Origin of the sequence: Bacillus sp. 3255 (genome assembly GCF_031456485.1) — a bacterium.
GTDB lineage: Bacteria > Bacillota > Bacilli > Paenibacillales > NBRC-103111 > Paenibacillus_E.
Map to the genome: position 1 here is coordinate 130,710 of NZ_JAVDUS010000016.1, position 23,750 is coordinate 154,459.

Consider the following 23,750-nt stretch of genomic DNA (forward strand, 5'->3'; position numbering starts at 1 on the left):
ACAAATGAAGCACTTTTTTTCACGCTTTAGCCTGATCGCACTGGTAGCGGTATTCGCGCTAAGCCTTGCAGCTTGCGCTAAATCAACGAATACGGAATCTGCTGCAGCGACAACCGCGCCTGCCGCAGCCACACAGAAGCCTGCCGCACAGACGGATGGCAAGATTACCGTTCAGGACGCTGCCGGCACATTGGAGCTGCCTAAAAAACCGGAACGCATCGTCGCCATGGAATTCGGCTTCACCGACATCCTGGTCACATTAGGCGTACAGCCAGTAGGCGTTGCCGACGACAACAGCCCGGATCTTCTGATGGACTCCGTGAAGAGCCAGCTGGCTTCCTATAAGTCCGTCGGGTCGCGCTATGAACCGAACATTGAGCTGATCGCTTCGCTGAAGCCCGATTTGATCATCGCCGACATGAATAAACACAAGAATGCCATTCCTCAGCTGAAAGGGATTGCCCCTGTACTCGTGCTGGACGATTTCCAAGCGGACTATAATCAAATGCTGAAGAACGTAGGCATTATCGCCAAAGCCGTAGGCAAAGAAGAAGAAGGCAAGAAGCGTCTGGCCGAGCATCAAAATAAAGTCGAGACTTTGAAGAAAAAGCTCGGTTCCACGAACCTCCGCGTACTTCCGGCTGTTGTGAATCCGAAAGGTTTCTTCGCTCATTCGGATCACGCATACAGCGGTTCCTATTTGGCCATGCTCGGCTATACCGATCCTGTGAAGAACGCAGCCGCCTACCCGCAAATCACGCTGGAGCAGCTGGTTGAAGCGAATCCGCAGGTGCTTTTCCTGATGCCGACGGAGAAAGAGACGATCGTTCAGCAGTGGGAGACGAACCCGCTCTGGCAGAAAATCGACGCTGTCGCAAATAAGAAAGTGTTCACGGTAGAGCGCCGCGACTGGTCTTTATCCCGCGGGTTCCTCGGTTCGGAGAAAATCCTAGAGGATATCGTGAAAAACCTGGGGCAATAGTCCGATGAATCCTATAACTGAGAAGCAGAGCCGGAAATGGCCTCTGCTCTTCCTATTTTGTGCCGCTGTGCTCGTCATGCTCATCGGCGTCGTCTGCTGCCTGAAGTGGGGGCAGGCTCCGGTAACTTGGCGCACTTTATTCGAAGCGGTCACTTACCGGGGCAGCGATAAAACGCATCTCTACATCCAAACGCTGCGTCTGCCGCGCGCTATCATGGCATGCCTCGTAGGCATGCAGCTGGCTCTGGCCGGGATGCTGACCCAGATGACAACCAAGAATCCGCTGGCTTCGCCGCATATATTCGGAATTAACGCCGGAGCCGCGCTCGCCGTCGTGATCGGGCTTGTTGCGCTGCCGCAGCTCGGCAACTTCGGACTTATCGGCTTCGCGTTCGGAGGAGCCGCGCTCAGCGCGCTGCTCATCTGGTCGCTTGCGGGCGCAGGGCGCCAGCAGTATGTGCGCCTGGCGCTGGCAGGCATCACGATTCATTTCCTCATGTCTTCCTTAACGGAAGGCTTCATTATTATGAATCAGCATGCCACGGACAGCATGATCTTCTGGCTGGTCGGGTCACTGAACCAGGCGGGTTGGAGCGATGTACGGATCATCGCCCCCTTCTTCATCGGCGGGATGGCCTTGTTCAGCCTCATGATCCCGGCGTTCAAGCTGCTGCTGCTCGATGACGACATTGCAGCAGGCTTGGGCCAGCGCGTGAGTGTCGTGCGCGCCATTAGCATCGCGCTCGTCCTCGCGCTTGCCGGTTCCGCCGTCGCCTTATGCGGTCCGATCGGCTTCGTCTGTTTGCTGGTGCCGCACATCGCCCGCGCACTGGTAGGACCGAACCTGCATATTCTCGGCCCGTTCACCGCGCTGCTCGGCGGCATTCTGCTCGTGTATGCGGACTTTCTCAGCCGCTTCATCGCATTTCCGTTCGAATCGCCGGTCGGGATCGTCACCGCTGCGCTCGGTGCGCCATATTTCATCTATTTGGCTAGAAAGCAAGGAGGTGCCAAGTGAACAAACCTGCGCTCTCCCTGCTTACAGCCATCGTGATCATGATCCTGCTGGCCGTCCTGTATGTCCATGTGGGCGCCGTGCGCGTACCGCTTGCCGAAGTTTGGGCCGGGCTTGCGGATACCGCAAGCCCCTCCTATTTCATCGTCCATCAGGTGCGCCTGCCGCGCGTTCTGGTGGCGATGCTGGCCGGCTTCGGCTTGGCGGTCGGCGGCGTCATTCTGCAGGGCTTGGTCAGGAACCCGCTGGCCAGCCCGGATGTGGTGGGCATTACGAAAGGGGCCGGCTTCGTAGCGGCGTCCGTGATCTTCCTGTTCCCCAGATCGCCGGGGTACGTCCTGCCGATCGCCGCTTTCGCCGGCGCGCTGGCGGCGTTCCTGCTGCTCCTCCTGTTAAGCCGCCGCCTGACGATGTCTCCCGCCTCGTTGGCGCTCGTTGGCGTCGCGATAGGAACTGTGTTCCAAGCCGGCACACAGTATCTGATTGTAAGGCACCCCAGCGACATTAACATGGCGCTGCTTTGGCTGGCCGGCAGCCTGTGGAGCCGCAGCTGGCACGACGTATTCACGCTGCTGCCGTGGATCGGCGTGCTGCTGCCCGTCGTGTGGGCGAGCTACGCCAAGCTGAACGTGTTCCAGCTTGGCGACGATATCTCCGCCTCGCTGGGGCTTGGCCTCGTGAAGCAGCGCTTCTTGCTGCTGCTCCTCGCCGTTGCGCTGGCCGGCATCTCCGTGTCGGCTGTCGGCGCGATCGGCTTCGTCGGCTTGATCGCGCCGCATATCGCCCGCAGCCTTGCCGGTGCGCGGCATCAGTGGCTGATCCCGCTGGCGGCCGTCGTCGGCGCGGATCTGATGCTGCTGGGCGACTTGCTCGGCCGCCTCGTGATCCTGCCGCGCGAAGTGCCCGTGGGGATCATGACGGCTGTCATCGGCGCGCCGTATTTCATATATCTGCTGCGCAGAGAGCGTCTGCGCAGCGGCAAGTAAATAAAAGAGACACGTTCCTGACAAGGACGTGTCTCTTTCTATAATCATTTCCCAACAATCTCATCGATCTCGCTTTTCAGCAGCAAGTACCGATGAACACTTCTCATTATCGGCACTTTGGTTAGATTATTTTTGTCGACATATTGCTTCATCTGATCTTTCGTTAATCCTAAGGCCGTTCCCGCTTCCATCACCGTCAAGACAACTTCATTGCTTGTCGCATTGAAAGTTGCTTTTACTTTTTGATTCCAATCTTGAAATTCTTGCATGTCGCAGCCTCACCCTTCTGTTCCAATCTTTCCATTATAGCACAGAAGGGATAAGAATTATGAGGCAAATGGAGGCAATTATAGTTACGATTCCGATCAGACATCATCTTCGTTCAGAAGACCTAGCAAGGCCTGCGGAAGCGCAAACTGCTGGTTGTTGATAACAATTCGGTTAAGCTTATCGCTGGCAACCGCGTCTGCGGTTTGCTCCTCCTTAATCTCTGCAATTTCCGCATGCAGACGCTCCATCTGCCGATCCAGACTACTGGCGGCAACGGCCGCTTGTTTGAGCTCCTCCAGAAGGCGTGCCGGCACTGCTTGGTTACCCTCGTTGAATTTGTAGAAAATTTTATGCTCAAGACTAGCCCAGAAATCCATCGCAATCGTCCGAATCTGGACCTCGATGCATACACTTTCCTCCCTGTCCGACATATGTACAGGCACTTCGATAAGCAGGTGCAGGCTCTGATAGCCGTTCGGTTTCGGGTGCTTAATATAGTCCTTCTCCCCGAGCACTTTCAGATCGCCTTGCTTTTTGAGCATATTGGAGATGACATAAATATCGGAGAGGAACGAGCATGTGATCCTCATACCGGCGATATCCTTCACGCTTTCCCTGATCCCTTCGAAGGACATGTCTCCGCCTTTCCGGATCAGCTTCTGGAAGATGCTCTCCGGCGATTTCAAACGGGATTTGGTATGCTCGATCGGGTTATATTCATGCAGCATTTCGAATTCCTGCACAAGAATTTCTATACGGGTTTCCATCGCGTCCAGTGCGAATTTGTAGGTCATCATAAAGCGCGTGATCTCATTCTTAAATCGTTTCAAGTCGTGCATGGAAAGTTGATTCATCATAGCAGTTCCATCCTTTGGGTTGCGGTTATTTTACCTGTCATCATTAGTGTAAAGCACGCGAGGCCCAAGGAGCAAATTTGGCGTTCGCATTGACAACGGAGAGATTCCCCCGGTATAATAATTGTAAATATTGGAAGCTTACTGGAAGCACCCGTAAGATAAGGCTCACGCCTTTCTTGCAGGTGCTTTTTTGGTGCTTCCGCCCAATAAAGGAGGAACTCATTTGAGACATGTCGCTTCGCTGCTCATCGCTCTTACCCTTGCTTATGCCTTCACGGCAGAAGCTTCCGCCGCAGCTCCGATGGAAGTCACGGCTAAGCTCCTTGAGAGAACGATGGCCACAGCCACGCCATCCCAAGCCAGCCGCATCCAAGCCTTGCAGCAGGAGCTGTCCGCGCTTCAGAAAGTAGAGCAGGAATGGAACGCTAAGATTTTGACACAGCACAATCAGAACAAAGAAGTATATAACGTGTTAAGCAAGCGAACCAAGCATATTGACGAGGCACGGTTGGAGCAATTGGAGCAGGAGGTTATGCAAATAAAGGAGCGGTACAAACCGCTAATATCCCGTTATACTGCAATCAATAAGCAGGTCGAAGCGGCCAGGCTGCTGAAAAGCAAAGGCTTGAATACTTTGCTCAAAATGCAAGCCACCGCCTTGAAAATCCCTGTTCAGCTCGCTCGCGCAGACATTCGTGCGAAGGAGAAGACTTATCAAACCGCGAAAGAAGCAGCATCCCAAGCATCCATAAAGCTGCGAGGCCATATACAAGAGGTTACCCCCATCAACACGCAGATCAAAGCTAAGCAAAGTGCCCTGACAACAATCCGCCGAGGCTTATCGCCTCACTGGAGTGCTTTCAAGCAAAACGCCAAAAGAGCGGACGCGAACGGTGTCCAAAGCTCACTCTCCGCCATGGTCACCATCCTGCGTCAGATCAACGAAGAAAAACAGCGAATCTATAAGCTGGAGACTACCGTCAGCGACAAGCTGGCTGACATTCAACAGTAACGAATTAGAAAAGACACCCGTTAAGGTGCCTCTCTTCTATCATTCAGTTCATTTTGTACGTATTAATAAAGTCCTGCAAATCCTGGGCAATGCTTGCCAGCATTTGCGAAGAAGACGTCACTTCTTGCGAGGAGGCCAGCTGCTGTTGGGTCGAACCGGCCACGTTCTGCGCCAATTCGGACGTACGCCTCGAAACGTCCTCCATATTCGTCACCGTCGCCGCCGCCTGCTGGGAGCTTGCCGCCATTTGCTGCGCAGCCGCCGCCGTCTCTTGAATCTTCGCGGTTACCTCCTCCGCCGATTGAACGATTGCGCCGAAGCTGCTCTCCGTCTGTGTGGCATACTGCAGCCCTTTCTCCACCTCTGTTAATCCAGCGTCCATCGCCTGTACGGCCACCTGCGTATCCTTCTGAATATTCGACACGACCTGCGAGATAGCGCCAACGGACTGCTCCGTTTGCGAAGCCAGCTTGCGCACCTCGCCGGCTACGACGGCGAAGCCTCTGCCGCTCTCTCCGGCGCGCGCCGCTTCAATTGCCGCATTCAGTGCCAGCAGATTCGTTTGACTCGCAATCTCGCCGATCATTTGAGACACTTGGCCGATATTACGGGAGTGTTCCGCCAGTTGAAGAATCGTCTCGTTCGCTTGCGCCACAGCAGCGCTTAGAGCGTTCATCGTCTTCGTTACCTGATGCACATCCAGCTGTCCTTGTCTGGCCTGCTCCGACGCTTGCATCGACAGATGGGATACATCGGACGTCGTTTCCGCAATCCGCTGCGCACCCACCGCGATTCCGTCCATTGCTTTGGCACACTCCAGCGCGTTCAAGCGCTGCGATTCGGCCTCGGAGGCAATCGTTTGAATTTCTCCGGCTACATGCTGGGAAGCCTCGCTGTTCTGCTCCGAGCTGGCGTACAGCTGTTCCGAGGAAGACGCAACGCTGCTGGAAGACTCCTGCAAGCGGCCCATCGCTTCGCGCATTTGAAGCGTCATGCCATTAACAGCCTGAATGAGTACGCCGATCTCATCGTTGTTTTTGAATGTTAGCGGCTCTACGGTCAAGTCGCAGGCAGCCATGCGGTCAAGCGCTTGGGAAGCGGCAATGACCGGACGTGTAATATTGCGCACAATGACCCAGACGATGAATGCGGACAGCAGCACCGCGCAGCTCAAGAAAATAATCGTGCTCAAGATGCTGCTGCGATATAAGGCGTCGTTCTCTTGTACGCTGCTCTCCGCCCCCTTCTGATTGAACACTACCATGAGGCGGCAAATACTTTGCACATCGTTATAATTTTGCGTGAGGTCCTCGTATATGGCAGCCGCTTCTTCGCCGGTTGCAGCCCGTTTATATTTTACATAGTTCTTCTTCAGCGAATCCCATCGCTCTTGAAGCATGGCGAAGTTTTTCGCATCTTCTTCGCCTCCCGCCGTCCCCTTATACACTTCAAGCGACTTGTCGCCTTTAATGATCGTCGCGTCGATATCAAGCGCAAGCTGCAATTTCTCCGAAGGATCCTTGAGGTTATGCACGCCCATCAAATCTTTGGCAAAATGCTCCGTCCAGTAACTGAAGTCCTCAATGGCTTGAGTTCCTTTCATCCACCGCTGGACCATTTCCGTTATATCATGCTTCATATTGCTCATTCGTGACATATCACTCAAGCTAAGAATGCCCATGAATAGAAGGAGCATTGCGAAGGATCCGATTAATTTTTGTTTAAGACTTAATTTCATTCGTCTTTTTGTCAATCTTTGAAGTAATTTGGCTGACGAGTGCATGTATATCCTCCGAAGTCGTATTAGTCTAGAAGAGCCCGCTTGGCTTCGGGCCATCCCCAGCTAATCTTATCGGTAAGATGTTAGCAGAAAATGATAGAAAGTATTAACCACGTGTTAATTTTCGTCCTATTTGCCGGCTAACAGACACAGAAACGCCTAATCTTCAAACCGGCACGCCCCAAGAGGGATTAAGCTCGTCCTATGCTTCCATTTATACAGCACATATACGATCAGGAATAAAGGAAGACCAATGTAAGCAGCCAGCAGTCCGTACCAATCCACTTGCCCGTTCTGGAAAGCGGTCATGCTCTGCCCTACGATGACGAACAAACATATGACGAAAGCGACGATCGGCCCGAAAGGAAACCATCTTGCGCGGTAGGGCAATTGCTCCAAAGAACGTCCTTGGGCAAGAAAGGCCCGGCGAAAGCGGTAATGGCTGATCGATATGCCAAGCCACGCGAGAAAGCCGCACATCCCGGAGGCGTTGAGCAGCCACGTATACACAACACCTGACCCGAAGAGGGAGGCGAAGAATGCAAGCATCCCGATAGCCGCTGTCACCGCTAGCGAAGCAAGGGGAACCCCGCGCTTATTCAAATACTTGAGCCAGCCCGGAGCTTTCCCCTCTTCGGCCAAGGACCACAGCATACGCGTTGAGGCATACATTCCCGAACTGCCGGCCGACAGCACCGAAGTCAGTATGATGGCATTCATGACGGAAGCTGCAAAGGCAAAGCCCGCTTTCTCGAACACAATGGTGAAGGGACTGACGGTAATGTGATTGATGTCGGCTTGTAACAAGGCAGGGTCTTGATAGGAGATGAGACAGCCGATGACGAAGATGGCGAGCACGTAAAACAGCAGAATACGCCAAAATATTTGCTTTACGGCTTTCGGCACATTTTTGGCCGCATCCTCGCTCTCTCCCGCCGTAATCCCGATCAGCTCCGTTCCCTGAAAGGAGAAACCGGCCGCCATGAAGACGCCCAGCAGTCCCATGAAGCCGCCGTGAAACGGCGTGCCGCCTTCATTGAAATGACCGAGTCCGACTCGCTGGCTGCCGATGATGCCAATGATCATCAGGACACCGACCGCGATAAAGACAATGACGGTAATGACCTTAATCGATGAAAACCAGAACTCGGATTCCCCGTACGCTCTCACGGACAAATAGTTAATAAGCACCATAACGCCGAGGAATAACGCGCTCCAGAGCAATGGAGATGTATCCGGCAGCCAATAGCTCACGATGATGCTGGCCGCAGAAATTTCCGCAGCGATCGTAATGGCCCAGTTAAACCAATAATTCCACCCCAGGGCGAAACCAAGTGCAGGATCGACGAACCGGCCAGCATAAGTACTGAAAGACCCCGCCACCGGCATGTAGGCGGCCATTTCACCGAGGGAAGTCATCAGAAAATAAACCATAAACCCTATCGCCGCATAGGCAAGAAGCGCGCCGCCCGGGCCTGCGGATTGAATGGCACCCCCGCTGGCCAGAAACAAACCTGTCCCGATCGATCCGCCCAGCGAGATCATCGTCATATGCCGTGCTTTCAAACCTCGGACGAGCTGTCTTTTGTCATCTTCCTTCTGCATTTGCATCAACCGCTTCCTCTCCGAATATTTCGAGTTCCGCATTCAACCTTCAATGGCTGAAAAACACAATTTGAATGAAAAACAAAACGGCAAACAATAAAAAAATCGGATGCACATCGCTTCGTTTCCCGCGCAGCAGCTTCAGCACCGGATAGACAATAAACCCGATGCCGATCCCTGTCGCGATACTATAAGTTAACGGCATCAGCACGACGATCAGAAAAGCCGGGAAAGCTTCCTCGAGATCCCACCACTCAATCTGCCGCAGCACATTCATCATCAGGAATCCGACGATGATCAGCGCAGGGGCTGTTATCGCGGGAATACTGGCGAGAACCGCAATAACCGGCGAGAACAGCAGCGTGAATGCCAGCAGCACACAAACCGTTACAGCCGTGAGACCGGTTCTTCCGCCTACGGCAACGCCGGAAGATGATTCGATATAGGCGGAGGTAGGGCTTGTCCCTAGAACGGCTCCCGTCGTTGTGCCGATAGCGTCAGCCAGAAGGGCGCCTCGGGAACGGGGGAACTTATTGTCCTTGAGCAGCCCCGCTTGCCCCGCAACCCCAAGCATCGTGCCTGTCGTATCAAAGAGGGTGATCAATAAGAAAGTAAAAATAACGGCATATAACCCCTCGGAGAACACGCCATAGATATTCAGCTGAAATGCAGTAGCCGACAGTCCCGTCGGCACGGCAACGAACGCCTCGGGCATCGCCAGCAGCCCCATCATCCAAGCCAGCACGGCGGTAATGAGCATTCCGATGAACAGGAAGCCCCTCACCTCATACGCCATCAGAATCAGCGATGTGATAAGACCAACGATCGTTAAGGCTGTCATAGGATCTCTCAGATTGCCCAAGGTGATTAGCGTTGACGGAGAAGCAACGATAATTTTGGCATTTTGCAGCCCGATGAATGTGATGAATAAACCGATACCGGCTGTTATGGCGTGCTTCAAGCTTGTCGGAATCGCATCCAGCAGCATATAGCGGAACGTCGTCAGAGATAGCAATATGAATAAGACGCCTGCTACGAATACGGCGCCAAGAGCAACCTGCCAGCTGATCCCGCTTCCTCCCACAACGCTAAAAGCGAAGTATGCATTCAGGCCCATACCTGGCGCAATTACAATCGGATAGTTCGCGAAGAGCCCCATGATCAGTGTGGCCACAATGCTGGCAAGCACCGTTGCAATGAAAACGCCGTGGAAATCCATCCCCGCTTTACTCAGAATCCCCGGATTCACAATGACAATGTAGACCATCGTCAAAAATGTGGTGACCCCCGCCATAAGCTCCGTCGCCGCGGTTGTGCCTCTTTCCTTCAATTTGAAAAGTGTGTTCATTGCAGATGACCTCCAAATAAAAGGGATTTATTAGTTGTATTCTTCCCTTTGTTTGGAACCTTAGTAATCATTTTTCTGCGTTGACAGTATCGTCGTGCGGGGATACAATTGTCAATAAACAACAAGAATTGATCATGATACAACATTACATATGCAACAAAACAACATAATTCCAAGGGAATAGTTTCACCACAGGCTGAAAATAAAAACTATGCAGGAGGCTCGTCGATGAAGGTCCACATTCTTGGAACGGCAGCATTCGAGGGAATTCCGTCCCTCTTCTGCCAATGTTTGACCTGCAAGCAAGCACGCGAACGCGGAGGAAAAAATATTCGCTCCCGCACTTCGGTCATGATCGATCACGATCTGAAGGTGGATTTCCCGCCGGATACCTTGTTTCATTCGTTTCAATACGGGCTCGATATGAACAGTGTCAAGGATCTGCTCATCACCCACTCGCACTCCGACCATTTGTATGCCGAAGATATGGCCATTCGCGCACGGGGTTATGCCCAGGCAGGCGACGGCATCATGCATGTTTACGGCCATGACGTTCCCTTCCGGTTATGCTTCCAGGCACTTAACGGGCTCGATCATCACTATAGGTTCCACCGGGTGCTTCCGTTCCAGCCCGTACAAACGCAGACGGCTACGATCGTTCCTCTGCTGGCGGATCATGACCCGCTAGAAACGTGCCTGCTGTATGCGATTGAGAAGAACGGCAAATCCATTCTGTACGGTAACGACAGCGGCTGGTTTCCGGATGAGACTTGGGCTTGGCTGCAAGATAGGCAGTTCGATCTCGTCATCCTCGAATGCACGACAGGGCGCAGCGCTCACCGGAACAATCATATGAATGTGGATGCGGTTGTCGAGACGAAGCAGTGGATGGAGACGCATGGCGTCTTAAAACCCGGGGCGCAGGTCATCGTCACTCACTTCTCGCATAATGCAGGCTTGCTGCATGAGGACTTGGTTGCTATTTTCCAGCCTCATGGCATTGAAGTGGCTTATGACGGTCTGGTTGTGGAGCTATAAGCGATAATTGCGAGTTCGGGGCCATGTGCGGGCGGATGCGAAGGGCGAATGCGTGTGCGTGTGTGGAGGAGGATGGTGTCTGCAAGCATGACAAAAGGATGCCCCAGCCATATCGGCTTGGACACCCTTTTGTCTGCTACTCGTCGCCAGTCACCTCGGCCGAGGCCGCTATTTGTTTGTACCCTCGCATCTTCGAGGTTTGAATGAGCCGTTGCAGCAGTCCGAACAGCTGAATAGGGTCAAACGGCTTCGTGATATATCCGTTCATTCCCGCTTCGAGCACTTCCTCCTTCACACCCTTCATGGCATCGGCCGTCATGGCTATAATAGGCGTATCTTGGGCATGCTCCAGCTTCCGAATATGCTTGGTCGCCTCATAGCCGCCCATGACCGGCATCTGCAAGTCCATCAAGATGGCATCATAATATTCCTGCTTGACCCGCGTCACCGCTTCGAGCCCGTTTCCGGCCACATCCACCAGCACCCCTACGTCCTTCAGCATTTCCGTGGCAACCAATTGATTGATTTCGTTATCCTCAACAAGCAAAACACGGGCATTCTGCAGTGCCTTGAACCGATCCGCGCGCTCGGAGTCGACCACCATGGACTGCTTGGCCACAAAATGCTGCTGAAACAAAGCGATCAGCTCGTTATACAGCTGCGATTGGCTGAGCGGATAGTACAGCACCTTATCAATCGCCTGCGAACGAACGCCATCCTGCAGGGCAGGCTCATGATAAGCCGTGATCATGACGATGACTTGCGTCGGCGTGGAGAATTCGAGTTGAATGCGCTCCGCCAACGGCACGGCGACGGAGTCCTTCAGCTTCCAGTCGACGATGACCAGATCGTAACGGCCATTGCGATAGATTTGCTCGATCGCGCTGTTCTCGGAATCCGCCGTCTGCACGATGAATTGGAACTGCTCCAACTGACCCTTAAGGACCAGCTGCATATCCGCATCATCACAAACCAGCAATACGCGAAGCAATTTCAATTGGGAATCCTTGTGCACCGCCGTCATTCGCGTTCCCGTGCTATGGCCGAATTCCGCCGTGAAGTAGAAGGAGCTTCCCGCCCCGGCAACACTCTCGACGCCAATCGCCCCGCCCATCAATTCTACGAGATTTTTGCTGATCACGAGCCCCAGCCCTGTACCGCCGTACTTGCGTGTAGTTGACATATCCGCCTGGGTGAAATGGTGAAAGAGCTCTTGCTGCTGCTCATCCGTAATCCCGATTCCGGTATCGCGTACTGTGAAGCCGATGGTGACACTCCGGTCGGTTCGGGTCACGAGACAAATTTCAAATGAAATTTCACCTTCATCTGTGAACTTCACGGCGTTATTCGCCAGATTGACCAAGATCTGATTCAACCGGAACGGGTCTCCGACAAGCATCTGCGGCACCTCGTGATGGATGGAGAAATGCAGCTTCAATCCTTTGTCATAAGCTTTCATCCCAACCAGATTCGAAATCTGATTGAGTACATCATATAAATCGAATTCCACCTGCTCGATCACCAGCTTCTTAGCCTCGATTTTCGAGAAGTCCAGGACGTCGTTAATGAGGGTAAGCAAATTTTTCGCGGAAATAATCGTTTTATCCACATACACCTGCTGCTGCTCCGATAACTCCGTTTGCTGAAGCAAATAGCTCAGCCCGATAACCGCATTCATGGGCGTCCGGATTTCATGACTCATATTGGCGAGAAATTCGCCTTTGGCACGGTTGGCGTACTCCGCCATTTCTTTCGCTTCAGCCAACTCAGCGGTCCGAGCCTCCACCAAATCTTCCAGATGCTCTTTGTATTGCTGAAGCGCCTTCTCCTGCTGCCTTAATTCCGTAATATCATGGCCAGTTCCGGTGACTTCGACGATTTCCCCGCGCTGATTGAATATAGGCGATATCGTATAATGCATGCATTGGCTTTCACCGTCTGGCAATATCCGCTCCGCTTCGAAAGCTATGGATTCCTCCGTGCTCAGCACTTCGTTCATGGCACTTTCCCATTGCTCGCGGGTCTGCTCCTCAACAATCAGCTCATGCAAATTTTGCCCGAGCAAGTCGCGTTCTCTCATTTTCAAAAATTTGGACATCTTATTATTCGCTTGGGTAATCGTCCCATCCAGACTGCAGCAATAAACGAGATCCGGGGAGTTCTGCACCAAGGTTCGATACCTGTCCTCGCTTGCGCGCAGCTTTCTCTCCGTCTCGAAGCTTCTCATCTCATAAGAGATTAAAGAATAATACAAAGGAATGGCTACCGCATGGAAAATGACATAAGTAATCGAGAACTCGTTCATGAAATAGTTCATCGTTTCCCGCGGCGCCAGCAGCGCCCAGCCTACGGTCTGAAAGCCGATTACGAGCCCCAGCAGCCAGCCGTATTTCTCTACGAACTTTCTATTTTTCACATTTCGTCTATGTACAAGTATACTAATGAGCGTTGTCGTCACGAGCGCACCAAGCGGAAAGAGCATCGCGCCCCCCAAGCTGATCCGATAAACAGCAATCATAACCGTTGTGATGACAGCGGCTAGCGGTCCCCCGAAAATGCCTGAGAAAATAACGCTTACAAGTCTGACATCCATATGTAATCCATACGCTACATTTAGAGGCATCTGCATAATGATAAGGCCGAAAATTCCGAAAGCGACCCCGAACATGATCGACTGCGCTCTTCTCGAGCATTTGACGTAGTAGGGATACAGCCACCTTAACAAAAATACAAATGTCACGATTAATGCGCTGCATTGGGCAAAATAAATCAAAAATTTCATGTGACACCCCTATCATACTTGTCCATAGTAAAAATATGTAACCCTCGTGTAATTTATATTACAGCATATAGGCAAGATCTTCTAGAGAAAGTCTCATGTCGTATATTGGTAGATCATCCCTGACACAATTGAAAAAGCCCCCGGGCTTTCGCCTGAGAGCAGTTCCTTCAAGGTCAAAGACCTGCGCTAGCTCTGCGAAACTTAATGAAGCTTCCTACACGCCACACGCAAATATATAAATACGCCATTAACATCGTAAGCACCGTAAATTCCGTATAATCGAGTCCTTTGAAATATTGGGAAAGGACGATACGAAGAGCTACGATCGCGATAAGGACGTATTTGAAGTTTTTATTCGGCTTCGCATACACATAGCCGTCCTCGAGCTTCTCATAGCCCGTATGATACAGCATGATGCTCCCCAACCCGATACCAAGCACAATTGCGCACAGCATTTCCCAAAGCACTGGCAAGTGAAACGGATGGTCCGGAATTTGCGTTAGCGAATAGATGGAGAAGCCGAACAAGACCGGCAGCAAGATGACCGGGAGCAAGATGCCGATCCCTTTGTTTTTAATCGGGCGTTTCCTGCCTCTGGTTTTGAGCCAGATCACCAAGATGATGACCAGGGCGGCTACTCCGTACCCGACTAACGTTTCTATGTTCATAATCGCTGTTCCTCCTGTTGCTGCTTTTTTTATCATTATATCGCATCCCCGATGATAATCATTCGGACGCTGGTTAGATTCCGTCTCCGCCTTAAGACCGATGCGAAATCCTTTATCCCGACAATCCCCACTTCTTTCCTTTCCCTTGTTCTGCTTTGAAGTTTGGTTGTATGATAGATAAGTTATTTTACTTACAACTAGAGGTACTTGCAGATGAGAATGAAAGATTGGGATATGAATTTAAAAATTCGCCTTGGCGGCGAAACTGCTTTCAACGTTATTTTCTGGACGTTCTTTCCGTTTCTTTCGATCTACTTCGCTAGCGCTTTCGGGAAAGGTTGGACAGGCTTTCTTCTTATTCTATCACAAGCGCTCTCCGTGCTGGCTAATCTGCTTGGCGGCTATTGTGCGGACCGGTTCGGCCGGAAGCGGATGATGGTTCTTGCAGCTCTCGGGCAGAGCATCGGATACGGGCTCTTCGCTTTGGCCGCGTCGCCGCTGCTGGATATGCCTGCGCTTGGATTCCTCGGCTTCAGCTTCGCCAGTATGGCCGGCTCCTTGTACTGGCCGGCCAGTCAGGCAATGGTAGCGGACGTGGTGAAGGAAGAGCACCGCTCCAGCGTGTTCGCCATTTTCTATACGGCGGCGAACATATCTGTCGTTATCGGGCCGCTGATCGGATCGATCACCTATGACGATAACCCGTACGTCGTGCTGACCGCGGCCTCCGTATTCTGCCTCATCCTCTCGCTGACGATGAGCCGTACCTTGCACGAGACGCTGCCGGAACAGCTGGCAAGCCGTCAACGCACTAGCAGCGGCGAGCCTTGGTACCGATTCCTGGCCGCGCAGCTGCGGGATTACAAGATCATCGCTGCCGACCGGGTCTTCCTGCTGTTCATCCTTGCGGGCGTGCTGCTCTCTCAGACATTCATGCAGCTCGATCTGTTGTTTCCCGTTTTCATGGAGGAAACCGTCTCTCTCGCAACGATTTTCTCCTACGGAGAGTGGAGCCTGCAGTTAACGGGCAAGCAGCTGTTCGGGCTGATCGTTTCGGAGAACGGCTTGTTCGTTGCCCTATTCACGGTTATTGTCACCAAGTGGATGCTGGCCTACCGGGACCGCTACGTGTTCATTGGCGGTGCGCTCTTCTACGCGATAGGCATCGTGATGTTCGGCTCCATGTCCACCTTCTGGGGCTTTACGCTGGCTATCGCCGTGTTCACCCTGGCCGAGCTCATGTCGGCCGGACCCCAGCAAGCCTTCGTCTCGCGGCTTGCTCCCGAGCATATGCGCGGCCAATACTTCGCCGCAGGGAGCCTGCGGTTCACACTTGGACGAACCTTGGCTCCGCTGTCGATCCCGGTCTCCTCGTGGATCGGCTTCACATGGACGTTCCTCCTGCTGGCGGGAATCGCCGTGCTGTCGGCCGGCTTGTACCATCTGATGTTCAATCGGTATGAGCGCCAAACGGCATAAAGGATTCATAGATTTGATGCAAATTGGAGCACCCGGCAACGGGTGCTTTTTCCATCTCGCCACGACCCGAAACTATTAATTTTTCTATCATCTGGGCCTATGAATAAGCAACTCTCGCAAATTCTGAATACATAGAAGTATTACTAGAAAAGGAGAGTGGTGACCCTTGGCAACTATCTTCCGAGCCTTACTTAAAAGTCGAAACGAGGTGCCACCTGTTCGTTCCGCCGCAACCGGCGATGCCATATTCGAATTGAACAACAGCGAAACCCAGTTGCGATTCGCACTGATCGTACGCAATATATCCCGGGTGACACAAGGCCATATACATCTTGGACAAGCCGGCCACAACGGTCCCGTCGTTGCCTTCCTGTTCGGCCCGTCCAAATTCGGCATTTCCGTCAGACGCGGGGTCGTTCGAGGCGTACTTACAAGCCAGGATCTCGTGGGTCCTCTGCAGGGGAAGACCCTTCAAGACCTCATCAACGAATTCGAAACCGGCAACGCCTATGCGAATGTTCATACGATCCAGAACCCGAACGGTGAAATTCGCGGCCAAGTTCGGCGTTAATACCTTGAACAAACACGAAGGGCTGTCCCAAGCAGATTACCTGCTTGCGGACAGCCCTTTTCAAGCGGACTTAAGCCAGTCCCTTTTCCCCTTCTTGGGGCGCATGAACGCGCTTGATGAAGAAACCGAGAATCAACGCGAGGCAGCCGACCCAGAACGCCGTGACGAATGCATTATGGAGTCCGGCGACAAGCCCCTCGGCGGGGTTACCTTTCGGATTGGCGATGAAGTAGGATTTCGTACCGGATGACATGATGCTGATGAAGAGCGCTGTACCGATAGCGCCCGCCACTTGCTGCAGCGTGTTCAGAATCGCTGTTCCGTGCGGATACAGATGACGCGGCAGTTGATTGAGCCCGGTTGTCTGGGCAGGCATCATAACAAGTGAAATTCCGATCAATAGAATGATATGAAGCGTGACGACATGTCCGGTCGAAGTGGTGACAGAAATGCCCGTGAACAACCATATCGCCAGAAGCACCAAAATTAAGCCAGGAATGACGAGGACGCGCGGCCCGTATTTATCGAACAGCTTGCCCGATATCGGCGCCATGATGCCATTGATAATACCGCCAGGCATAAGCGTTAATCCGGCCTTGAATGCTGACATCAGCAGCGCGGTCTGCAAAAATAGCGGCAGCAAAATCATCGTCGAGAACAGCGTCATCATAAGCACGAGCATCATGATCGTCACCAGGGAAAACATCGGGAACTTAAAAGCGCGAAGATCAAGAATCGGCTCTTTCATGACGAGCTGGCGAATAACAAACAAGATGACCGCTGCGGCACCGACGGCGATCGTCCACACGACCTCCGGAGCGTTCCACGAGCCTTCGCCCGCTTTGCTGAAGCCATACACGATGCCGCCGAATCCGATGCTGGAAAGCAGAATGGAGAGAATATCCACCTTCGGCCTTGTCAGATCCGACACGTTGCGAAGATACGCCGTGGCGAAGATAATGGAGAAGGCCGCAAGCGGAATGACTAGATAGAACAGCCAACGCCAGCTCAACTGGTCGATAATCAGACCTGCCAGCGTAGGTCCGATCGCCGGCCCGAACATGATGACGAGCCCGATCATTCCCATCGCTCCTCCCCTTTTCTCAGGCGGATAGATGACGAGTATCGTGTTCATCATGACGGGCAGCATAAGTCCCGTTCCTAAGGCTTGTATGATTCTGCCGAACAGCAGAAAGCTGAATGCAGGCGCAATTCCGCAGATGACGGTTCCCGCCAGAAACAGAATCATGGCGGACAGAAACATTTGCCTCGTTGTAAACCATTGTTGAAGAAGTGCAGTAACAGGCACGAGAATACCGATAACGAGCATATACGAGGTGGATAGCCACTGGATAGTTGCAGGCTCAATGGCAAACTCTTTCATCAGATCGGGAAAGGCGATGTTCAGCAGCGTTTCGTTCAAGATGGCCACGAAAGCTCCGATGACAAGTGCAGCTACGATCGGCCCCCGCTTGATCTTGCTCAAATCGATTGAAGCGTGACCCGCTTCGCTTGAGACGTTCAACTTCATTCCTCCTCTACCTTGTGAAATATGGATTCCGGACATTTCAACATATTACCATTTGTCTAAGTACTTCGACATAGAATCGAGCCCTATAAAATGGTTATAGTTTATTTTTCCGCTTTTATTGTAACTCTAAACGCTCAGAAACACAAACATTTGTTCCCATTTTTGGACATGTACAATTTGTACGCTCGTTTTGCCGTACCTCGTCCAAAATTGGGTCCCTGCCTTCACACTTGTCGCACGGTTTCCGAATATGATTGTTTAGCGTATCAAACAACGTGTGACACAAACCCATATATAAGGGAAGTGGCTCGATGACAACCAAGACTACGCCTTACTCCAGACGGATGCAGCGCAGCTCCAGCCAAATGCACCGTTTCATCAACAAGCTCTGCCTCAAGGGCAATGAGCATCTTCGCTTTCTGCTCGTCCACGATTCCGAGTGCGACAGGCGAGACCATGCGAACTCAGCCCATTCGCTCAACTCCTTGAATACGGCCGGCGGCAAGCAAGCGATCCCGCTGCACAAACCTCTTCTCCTGCTCGAGAAGCAGGTACCGCAAATCCGGCTGATCTCCAAACAGAATAAACCTATCCACCTGCTTAGTCACAATGCCCAGGGCTACGCTGTTTTCATGGAAATCAACCGCAGAGGAAACGACGGGGACATCGCAGAAATCCGGGCCCAGTTCATCGATGTGGATCTGAACAAAGTATCCGGCAAGTTTCCGACTAGAGAACTGCTCCGGCACACGATCAAGCGGTTGAAATCCGATCCGGCCGAGAAATTGGCCTCCATCAACTTTACGCGTAGCAAACAGGGTGATTATGTCTTGAAAGCGCAGAGAACCGAGGCGCGCGTAACACAATTGAAGCAAGTATTCCTCCGGAAGCATTGGCACCACATCAAGAAAGCTATGATCGTCGAAACCAAAAACGGCTATCACATTTATTGGCCCCTCCTGAGCGGAAGCGTCGGTCCATTCGTCCCGATTCAGAAAGCGCTGTCCGACAAATTCGGCTCCGATCCGATGATTACCAATCTGACCAGAGTCATGCGCGTTCCCGGCTTTTATCATATGAAGGATCCCGTTAAACCCTATATGGTCAGAGTCATCCATTGGGGAAGAGAAGGGTCCTTTACCCAGGAAGAACTGATACGCAGTCTTGGGCTCAGAATGTTGTAAACCGGATGACCGCAATTATCCGCGGCGCCAAAAAAAGCACCCGTACGGAACCGTTGGTTAGATGGCCAACCGTCCTAGACGAGTGCTTTCTTGCTTAATCTCCAATCGCTTCCGGCTTATAATACGGCGGTGCTTTTAACCACCCTCTTTTCACCATAAGATCCTTGAGCACAATGGAGAACGTTAACTTTTTGATTTGAAACCTGGCAAACATCGCGGCTACATCCGGCCTGACGGACTCCGTCAACCCGCGGCAAGCATAATTGATGCCCAGCACAATATTGAAGCTAAGCAGATTGGCTACTTCGTCATCGGATAGCCTGGAACCCTCGGGAATACCGCGGAAATCGCCCACAGGCTTATCGGGAGATACCTGCGGCAGCGGTATGCCTTCAGCTTTCAGGAAGGCCGTTAGTTCCTCAAAGATCGGCCGATGAACATCGTTAATCACTTCTTCCAGCTTATCCCGAAGCTCTTCATCATGCACGATATTGAAGGAGACCTGTTCGCCGCGCATCGTCTGCTCCGTAGCCGTTAAATAGAACCACAGGTTCATGACTTCACCGACGTTCAAAGGGGGCTTCTCACCGTCCAGAAACGGCTTGATCGCATCATTGAGCACTTCCATCACATTCATGTCCGTACGCTCCTTTTTTGCTAGTTAGCTTACCCCTTTTCTAAACGTACTATGAACATTATTCCTGCTGCTGGTTCCGTTCGCTTATTTCAATTCCGTAATGAATCGATCCATTTCACCGGTTGGCGTAAGGATGGTCTCATAGACCTTAACCGAAATGTTGCCTTGAATTTGGTCTTGCGTCAGATTGCTGAAGGTTAGCTTCTGAGTGCCGCTGACCAAGCGGTTGGCACCGGTAAACGGGAAAGAGCTCGAACCCAGGGAGCGCCCTAACGGATCAACCAGTTCAAATTTCAGTTTGGAAAAAGCGGTATCGAGCACAACTTCGGAAACACGTTCCATGTCCATATCCAAATTTAATTTGTACGTGTAGGAGAAGCCGGTCGCCCCCATCGCCGTCAGCTGCGATAGCGTCCAGCTTTTCAAATTCAGCTTAAAGGGATACAAGGAGATGTTATTGTGATCCGTCTCGGTTTGAACCTGCACAGGATAACTGGCAATCGTCGACTCATAGGAAGAATTAGACAATACTTTCTGTACATTCAATTGAAATTGTTCACTTTGTTCGGTGGATGGCAGGGTGAAGCCGTAGCTGACGATCATTCCCGTTCCAGGAGCTATATCCTCCGCACTTACCGTCTGGCGTCTGCCTGCATACGCATTGCCGGCATCTCCCGCTAATTCCGCTCCGAAAGCCGGAACCGGAATCGGTTTATCGCTTTTGTTGAACAATTTGAACTTAGCCAGTCCTGTTTGATTCCCGGTCTCTTCGTTATCCGTTATGTGCAGCTCCTCCAGCGAAACGTTCAAACTGGGATTAATGAAGTCATTCGTTTGGGTAAATGCCATCGGGCTGCCGAACAGATACGTGTTTGCAGCCGGTCCTGCAATCGTCCCTGCGTTAGCAGGCAGCCGGAATCCGATACGCCCTGTCCAGTATTGCAGCGGCGCATTCTGACCTTGCTTCAAGAAGCTCTCCGGTGTTAGGACATATAAGGCATCCAGCGTCGTATTCGTATCGGTCGTTATAGCAAAATGAATCGACTTCTTACCTCCGGCATCCAGGCTGATAGGAGCCTCTTCCACCCGTTTCCCGATGAAGGCTTGGCCCGCCGACTTCCCGCTCAAGGTGAAATCCGGAATCGTTTCCGCATAGCTGCCTTGGTTCTCCGCCTGAATCTCCACGATGTAGGCCGGCGTCTGTCCTGTAAACTGCTTGGATAGCTTCACAGCCGAATACTTCAAGTCCGAATCGATACCTGGAAGAGCGAATCGGACACCCCAATCGCCCAGTCGGGCCGAATCTTCAATGACGGCATCTTGGCCGCGCCATACGATGGAATCGATTGCCGCATCCGCAAGAAGCGTTTCCTGCTTAGGATACACATTCTGATCGACATCGACCCATAGAAGATTCGTTAACTGCACATCCTTTTTCACACCGATATCCGTCATATAGCTCAGCGTCACATTGCCTTGAGGAAGGATGGAACGAGCATTGCCGGCGCTTGGCTGCAAGGTGTAGACCGTGCCATCCGCAGTACGGATGCGAAGCTCGTAGTCCGGGATTCGAATCGTAGTTCCGGATGTGTTCGTTAACGTAATGGCTGCTCCAACCCGCCAACCTTCTGGCGAGTTTTCCTGGAAAATGCTCTTGATATGAGCACGGGCGTTGTCGGTCAGGGTATACTCTTGCGGCGTTTCTGCCGGAAGCTCGGATATAGCCGCCGCAGCCGCCGGTACATACAGCCGCTTCGCTTCATAAGAAGAAGTCACCAGCAATTCCCGGGTTGCGGGCGATACTCCGCCGAACTTGCCGTCGGTCAGGTTGCCAAGCAAATTCATTCGAACAGCCGCTGCGGCATACCCTCGGGCCCATTCGGATACCGTATCGTCGTTTCCACCTGGATTCGATTGCGCTTCAGTCTCTTTATTCAAGCCCCGGATCAAGAAGGCGGCCAGTTGTTCTTTGGTTACTTCGCCCGCGGGATGAAAGGTGCCTGCACCGAAGCCGTCCGTCAGATTCGCTGCCTTCAATGCCTCGATATACGGCAGCGCATACCCATTGGCAGGATCGGCTGCACTCACATCGCTGAAGCTTGAGACACTTAGTGAAGTGTCCACCTTCAGTTTGAAAATCAACGCGGCGGCTTTCGCGAATTGGGCGCGGTTCATTTTCTCATGCAGGCCGAACACCCCCTCGCCCAAACCGTCAAAAATGCCCGCAGCAATCATGGCATCGAACTTAGCCCTCGTTCCGGCATCCAGCTGACTCAAATCGCTGAAATCGGAGGAGGATTTAGGCGAAGCAGCGGCTTTCGCTGCCGATGATAGCAGGGTAACAGCCATACACGCGCTGATTATAACCGATAAACTCTTCTTCATTGTTTAGTGCCTCCCATCATATATCGATCTTACATCCGCATGCGCTTAGGTCTGCTCTTTGACTTCAACGGGTTTCTTTCTCCGATTAATGAAGAATAGAACGAACGGAATACATACGAAGGCCGGAATGGCCGAGATAAAAAAAGTATCTGCAATAGACCTGACGTAGGCCTCTTTCTGCATGAAGCCGGCAAGATAAGAGGTCGCTGTTCCCGTAGCCGTAGCCCTATCCACCGCCCAAGCATAAATAGCTCCGGTAAGCGTCGATACGGTAGTGTTCGCCATCACGGAATCGACAGGCACGCTTTCGGTAATGTGCTGATAATGGACGATCTGACGATTGCCCATAATCGCGGTAAATATAGCAATCCCCAGCGATCCCGCCACCTGGCGAAGCACATTCGAGAGCGGCGAGGCGTTACCGATTTGCTCCGGTGCGACCGCATTCATGCCCGCAGAGGTCAGCGGCATCAGGCAAACGCCTATGCCAATCCCGCGGATCGTGAGCATGAAGTTCAGCCAATGATTCGGCGTATCTGCCGTCAATAGATGCAGTTCCGCGGTCGTTATTCCTAAGATCGCCAGACCGGCGATACAAACCGGAACAACCCCGAATTTCTCTACCAATTTGCCGCTGACAGCCATCATCACCGCCATCGCGATGGATTGCGGCATCAAGAGAATACCCGTCTGCATGGCATTAAGCCCTTGAATGCTTTGGAGATACACCGGCGCCAGGAAAGTGCCGCCCATCATGGCCATCATCACCAGGCTGCCGGAAACGACACTGATCGTAAATTTCACATTTTTGAATAAGCTCAAGTCCAGAACAGGCTGTTTGGCTCCAAGCTCCACCCAAATCAACAGCATGAAACTGGAGAGTGCAATAAATAACAGACTGACAATGAACAAGGACGTCCAGCCTTCCGATTGTCCTTTGCTCAAGGCGAGCAGCAGGCTCCCGAAGAAAATCATGGATAAGGCGGCCCCCGGCGTGTCAAATTTCAACCCGGACGCCCGAGGAGACTCCTTCATCAGTATCTTACCGAGTACAACAGCCAGAATTCCGATCGGGACATTGATGAAAAAGAGAAGCCGCCAGCTGAAATTCTGGATGAGATACCCCCCGAACGTCGGCCCGAGAGCGGGCGCCACCATGGCCGCGATCCCCCATAGTCCCATTGCCGTACCTGTTTTCTCCTTAGGAAAAGTCGTGAAAATAATCGACATCCCCACCGGCATGATGAAACCGCCGGCGAACCCTTGAATGATCCTAAATATGATCATGGTGTTGGCGCTCCACGCCAAACCGCATAGAACGGAAAATATCGTAAACCCGGCTACGGAATAGATAAATAAATTTTTATTGCCGAATCTCGCGCCCAAATACCCGCTCATGGGAATCACCATAGCGGAAGCCAGTGTATATCCCGTTATGATCCACTGCATCGTCGCGAGGTCCGAACCGAAAACCGCAACGAATTTGTTCATAGCTACGTTCATTAGGCTGCTGTTCAGTACAGCTACGAAAGTCCCCGTAACGATAGCAATTAGCGACAGCCACATCTGGCCATTGCCCTCTGATTTTGGTTGTGTTACTACCGATCCATCGGCCATGAG

At 52.3% G+C, this 23,750-nt stretch carries 19 protein-coding genes and 1 pseudogene; 8 read left to right on the forward strand and 12 right to left on the reverse strand.

The genetic code is table 11. The features are described from left to right. Window positions 1-4 precede the first annotated feature (4 nt). Genes J2X61_RS23240 through J2X61_RS23250 form a run of 3 tightly spaced genes read left to right on the forward strand, consistent with a single transcriptional unit; the run spans window position 5 to window position 2,983 of the window. Window positions 5-982: an ABC transporter substrate-binding protein gene (locus J2X61_RS23240; protein WP_310190949.1), complete on the forward strand. Its 978-nt coding sequence runs from the start codon at window positions 5-7 to the stop codon at window positions 980-982. Window positions 983-986: 4 nt separating this feature from the next. Then, window positions 987-2,000 carry a FecCD family ABC transporter permease gene (locus J2X61_RS23245; RefSeq protein WP_310190952.1) on the forward strand — a complete coding sequence of 338 codons (1,014 nt, stop codon included), beginning with the start codon at window positions 987-989 and terminating at the stop codon, window positions 1,998-2,000. Between the two features lie 38 nt (window positions 2,001-2,038). Beyond that, window positions 2,039-2,983, forward strand: a complete 945-nt coding sequence (locus J2X61_RS23250; protein WP_379240881.1) for a FecCD family ABC transporter permease — start codon at window positions 2,039-2,041, stop codon at window positions 2,981-2,983. 44 nt (window positions 2,984-3,027) lie between these two features. Here the strand turns inward: J2X61_RS23250 and J2X61_RS23255 are convergent, their stop codons facing one another. Both J2X61_RS23255 and J2X61_RS23260 read right to left on the reverse strand, forming a co-directional pair. Continuing rightward, window positions 3,028-3,252, reverse strand: a complete 225-nt coding sequence (locus J2X61_RS23255) for a DNA-binding protein (RefSeq protein ID WP_274472068.1) — start codon at window positions 3,250-3,252, stop codon at window positions 3,028-3,030. Window positions 3,253-3,348: 96 nt separating this feature from the next. Next, on the reverse strand, window positions 3,349-4,107 hold the full coding sequence (locus J2X61_RS23260) for a GTP pyrophosphokinase (protein ID WP_274472281.1): 759 nt from the start codon (window positions 4,105-4,107) through the stop codon (window positions 3,349-3,351). A gap of 226 nt (window positions 4,108-4,333) precedes the next feature. On the opposite strand from J2X61_RS23260, the gene J2X61_RS23265 reads away from it, so the two are divergent. Beyond that, window positions 4,334-5,122: a hypothetical protein gene (locus J2X61_RS23265; RefSeq protein ID WP_310190954.1), complete on the forward strand. Its 789-nt coding sequence runs from the start codon at window positions 4,334-4,336 to the stop codon at window positions 5,120-5,122. Between the two features lie 43 nt (window positions 5,123-5,165). Here the strand turns inward: J2X61_RS23265 and J2X61_RS36445 are convergent, their stop codons facing one another. From J2X61_RS36445 to J2X61_RS23280, 4 genes and pseudogenes are all read right to left on the reverse strand, one after another. After that, window positions 5,166-6,116: a methyl-accepting chemotaxis protein gene (locus J2X61_RS36445; protein ID WP_396135484.1), complete on the reverse strand. Its 951-nt coding sequence runs from the start codon at window positions 6,114-6,116 to the stop codon at window positions 5,166-5,168. After that, window positions 6,111-6,959: pseudogene (locus tag J2X61_RS36450) on the reverse strand (MCP four helix bundle domain-containing protein); the annotation flags it as partial. The pseudogene J2X61_RS36450 and the gene J2X61_RS36445, both read right to left, overlap by 6 nt. A gap of 102 nt (window positions 6,960-7,061) precedes the next feature. Continuing rightward, window positions 7,062-8,513 carry an amino acid permease gene (locus tag J2X61_RS23275; protein WP_379240798.1) on the reverse strand — a complete coding sequence of 484 codons (1,452 nt, stop codon included), beginning with the start codon at window positions 8,511-8,513 and terminating at the stop codon, window positions 7,062-7,064. A gap of 43 nt (window positions 8,514-8,556) precedes the next feature. Further along, entirely contained in the window at window positions 8,557-9,855 is a 1,299-nt protein-coding gene (locus J2X61_RS23280) for an NCS2 family permease (protein ID WP_310190959.1), read from the reverse strand. 228 nt (window positions 9,856-10,083) lie between these two features. Between J2X61_RS23280 and J2X61_RS23285 the strand changes: the two genes are divergently transcribed. Next, entirely contained in the window at window positions 10,084-10,893 is an 810-nt protein-coding gene (locus J2X61_RS23285) for an MBL fold metallo-hydrolase (protein WP_274472064.1), read from the forward strand. Between the two features lie 136 nt (window positions 10,894-11,029). Here the strand turns inward: J2X61_RS23285 and J2X61_RS23290 are convergent, their stop codons facing one another. Both J2X61_RS23290 and J2X61_RS23295 read right to left on the reverse strand, forming a co-directional pair. Next, entirely contained in the window at window positions 11,030-13,675 is a 2,646-nt protein-coding gene (locus J2X61_RS23290) for a response regulator (protein ID WP_310190962.1), read from the reverse strand. Between the two features lie 173 nt (window positions 13,676-13,848). Then, window positions 13,849-14,343 (reverse strand): CcdC protein domain-containing protein, encoded by a 495-nt coding sequence (locus tag J2X61_RS23295; RefSeq protein ID WP_274472062.1) that lies wholly within the window; start codon window positions 14,341-14,343, stop codon window positions 13,849-13,851. 213 nt (window positions 14,344-14,556) lie between these two features. Between J2X61_RS23295 and J2X61_RS23300 the strand changes: the two genes are divergently transcribed. Then, window positions 14,557-15,822, forward strand: a complete 1,266-nt coding sequence (locus J2X61_RS23300) for an MDR family MFS transporter (RefSeq protein ID WP_274472061.1) — start codon at window positions 14,557-14,559, stop codon at window positions 15,820-15,822. Window positions 15,823-15,997: 175 nt separating this feature from the next. Then, complete coding sequence (locus J2X61_RS23305; protein WP_310191049.1) at window positions 15,998-16,393, forward strand: CHRD domain-containing protein; 396 nt, start codon at window positions 15,998-16,000, stop codon at window positions 16,391-16,393. A gap of 70 nt (window positions 16,394-16,463) precedes the next feature. Here J2X61_RS23305 and J2X61_RS23310 read toward each other — a convergent pair whose 3' ends face one another. Continuing rightward, window positions 16,464-17,885 carry an MDR family MFS transporter gene (locus J2X61_RS23310; protein WP_396135485.1) on the reverse strand — a complete coding sequence of 474 codons (1,422 nt, stop codon included), beginning with the start codon at window positions 17,883-17,885 and terminating at the stop codon, window positions 16,464-16,466. Between the two features lie 350 nt (window positions 17,886-18,235). Here J2X61_RS23310 and J2X61_RS23315 point away from each other — a divergent pair, with 350 nt between their 5' ends. Beyond that, the gene (locus J2X61_RS23315) at window positions 18,236-19,108 is read left to right on the forward strand and encodes a hypothetical protein (protein ID WP_310190973.1); all 873 of its coding nucleotides are present in this window, start codon (window positions 18,236-18,238) and stop codon (window positions 19,106-19,108) included. A 94-nt stretch (window positions 19,109-19,202) separates the two neighbouring features. On the opposite strand, the gene J2X61_RS23320 is transcribed toward J2X61_RS23315, so the two are convergent. The 3 genes from J2X61_RS23320 to J2X61_RS23330 form a co-directional block, all read right to left on the reverse strand. Then, window positions 19,203-19,745 (reverse strand): DUF3231 family protein, encoded by a 543-nt coding sequence (locus J2X61_RS23320; protein WP_274472058.1) that lies wholly within the window; start codon window positions 19,743-19,745, stop codon window positions 19,203-19,205. Between the two features lie 84 nt (window positions 19,746-19,829). Further along, entirely contained in the window at window positions 19,830-22,130 is a 2,301-nt protein-coding gene (locus J2X61_RS23325) for an S-layer homology domain-containing protein (protein WP_310190977.1), read from the reverse strand. Between the two features lie 45 nt (window positions 22,131-22,175). Then, on the reverse strand, window positions 22,176-23,747 hold the full coding sequence (locus J2X61_RS23330) for a DHA2 family efflux MFS transporter permease subunit (protein WP_274472056.1): 1,572 nt from the start codon (window positions 23,745-23,747) through the stop codon (window positions 22,176-22,178). Window positions 23,748-23,750 lie beyond the last annotated feature (3 nt).

Excerpts from the sequence above, each read along its gene's own strand:
- J2X61_RS23275 (WP_379240798.1), bottom strand. The coding sequence starts at position 8,513 with ATGCAAATGCAGAAGGAAGATGACAAAAGACAGCTCGTCCGAGGTTTG.
- J2X61_RS23295 (WP_274472062.1), bottom strand. The coding sequence starts at position 14,343 with ATGAACATAGAAACGTTAGTCGGGTACGGAGTAGCCGCCCTGGTCATC.
- J2X61_RS23245 (WP_310190952.1), top strand. The coding sequence starts at position 987 with ATGAATCCTATAACTGAGAAGCAGAGCCGGAAATGGCCTCTGCTCTTC.
- J2X61_RS23290 (WP_310190962.1), bottom strand. The coding sequence starts at position 13,675 with ATGAAATTTTTGATTTATTTTGCCCAATGCAGCGCATTAATCGTGACA.
- J2X61_RS23300 (WP_274472061.1), top strand. The coding sequence starts at position 14,557 with ATGAGAATGAAAGATTGGGATATGAATTTAAAAATTCGCCTTGGCGGC.
- J2X61_RS23330 (WP_274472056.1), bottom strand. The coding sequence starts at position 23,747 with ATGGCCGATGGATCGGTAGTAACACAACCAAAATCAGAGGGCAATGGC.
- J2X61_RS23320 (WP_274472058.1), bottom strand. The coding sequence starts at position 19,745 with ATGAATGTGATGGAAGTGCTCAATGATGCGATCAAGCCGTTTCTGGAC.
- J2X61_RS23250 (WP_379240881.1), top strand. The coding sequence starts at position 2,039 with ATGATCCTGCTGGCCGTCCTGTATGTCCATGTGGGCGCCGTGCGCGTA.
- J2X61_RS23240 (WP_310190949.1), top strand. The coding sequence starts at position 5 with ATGAAGCACTTTTTTTCACGCTTTAGCCTGATCGCACTGGTAGCGGTA.
- J2X61_RS23260 (WP_274472281.1), bottom strand. The coding sequence starts at position 4,107 with ATGAATCAACTTTCCATGCACGACTTGAAACGATTTAAGAATGAGATC.
- J2X61_RS23280 (WP_310190959.1), bottom strand. The coding sequence starts at position 9,855 with ATGAACACACTTTTCAAATTGAAGGAAAGAGGCACAACCGCGGCGACG.
- J2X61_RS36445 (WP_396135484.1), bottom strand. The coding sequence starts at position 6,116 with ATGACGCTTCAAATGCGCGAAGCGATGGGCCGCTTGCAGGAGTCTTCC.
- J2X61_RS23285 (WP_274472064.1), top strand. The coding sequence starts at position 10,084 with ATGAAGGTCCACATTCTTGGAACGGCAGCATTCGAGGGAATTCCGTCC.
- J2X61_RS23325 (WP_310190977.1), bottom strand. The coding sequence starts at position 22,130 with ATGAAGAAGAGTTTATCGGTTATAATCAGCGCGTGTATGGCTGTTACC.
- J2X61_RS23255 (WP_274472068.1), bottom strand. The coding sequence starts at position 3,252 with ATGCAAGAATTTCAAGATTGGAATCAAAAAGTAAAAGCAACTTTCAAT.
- J2X61_RS23315 (WP_310190973.1), top strand. The coding sequence starts at position 18,236 with ATGACAACCAAGACTACGCCTTACTCCAGACGGATGCAGCGCAGCTCC.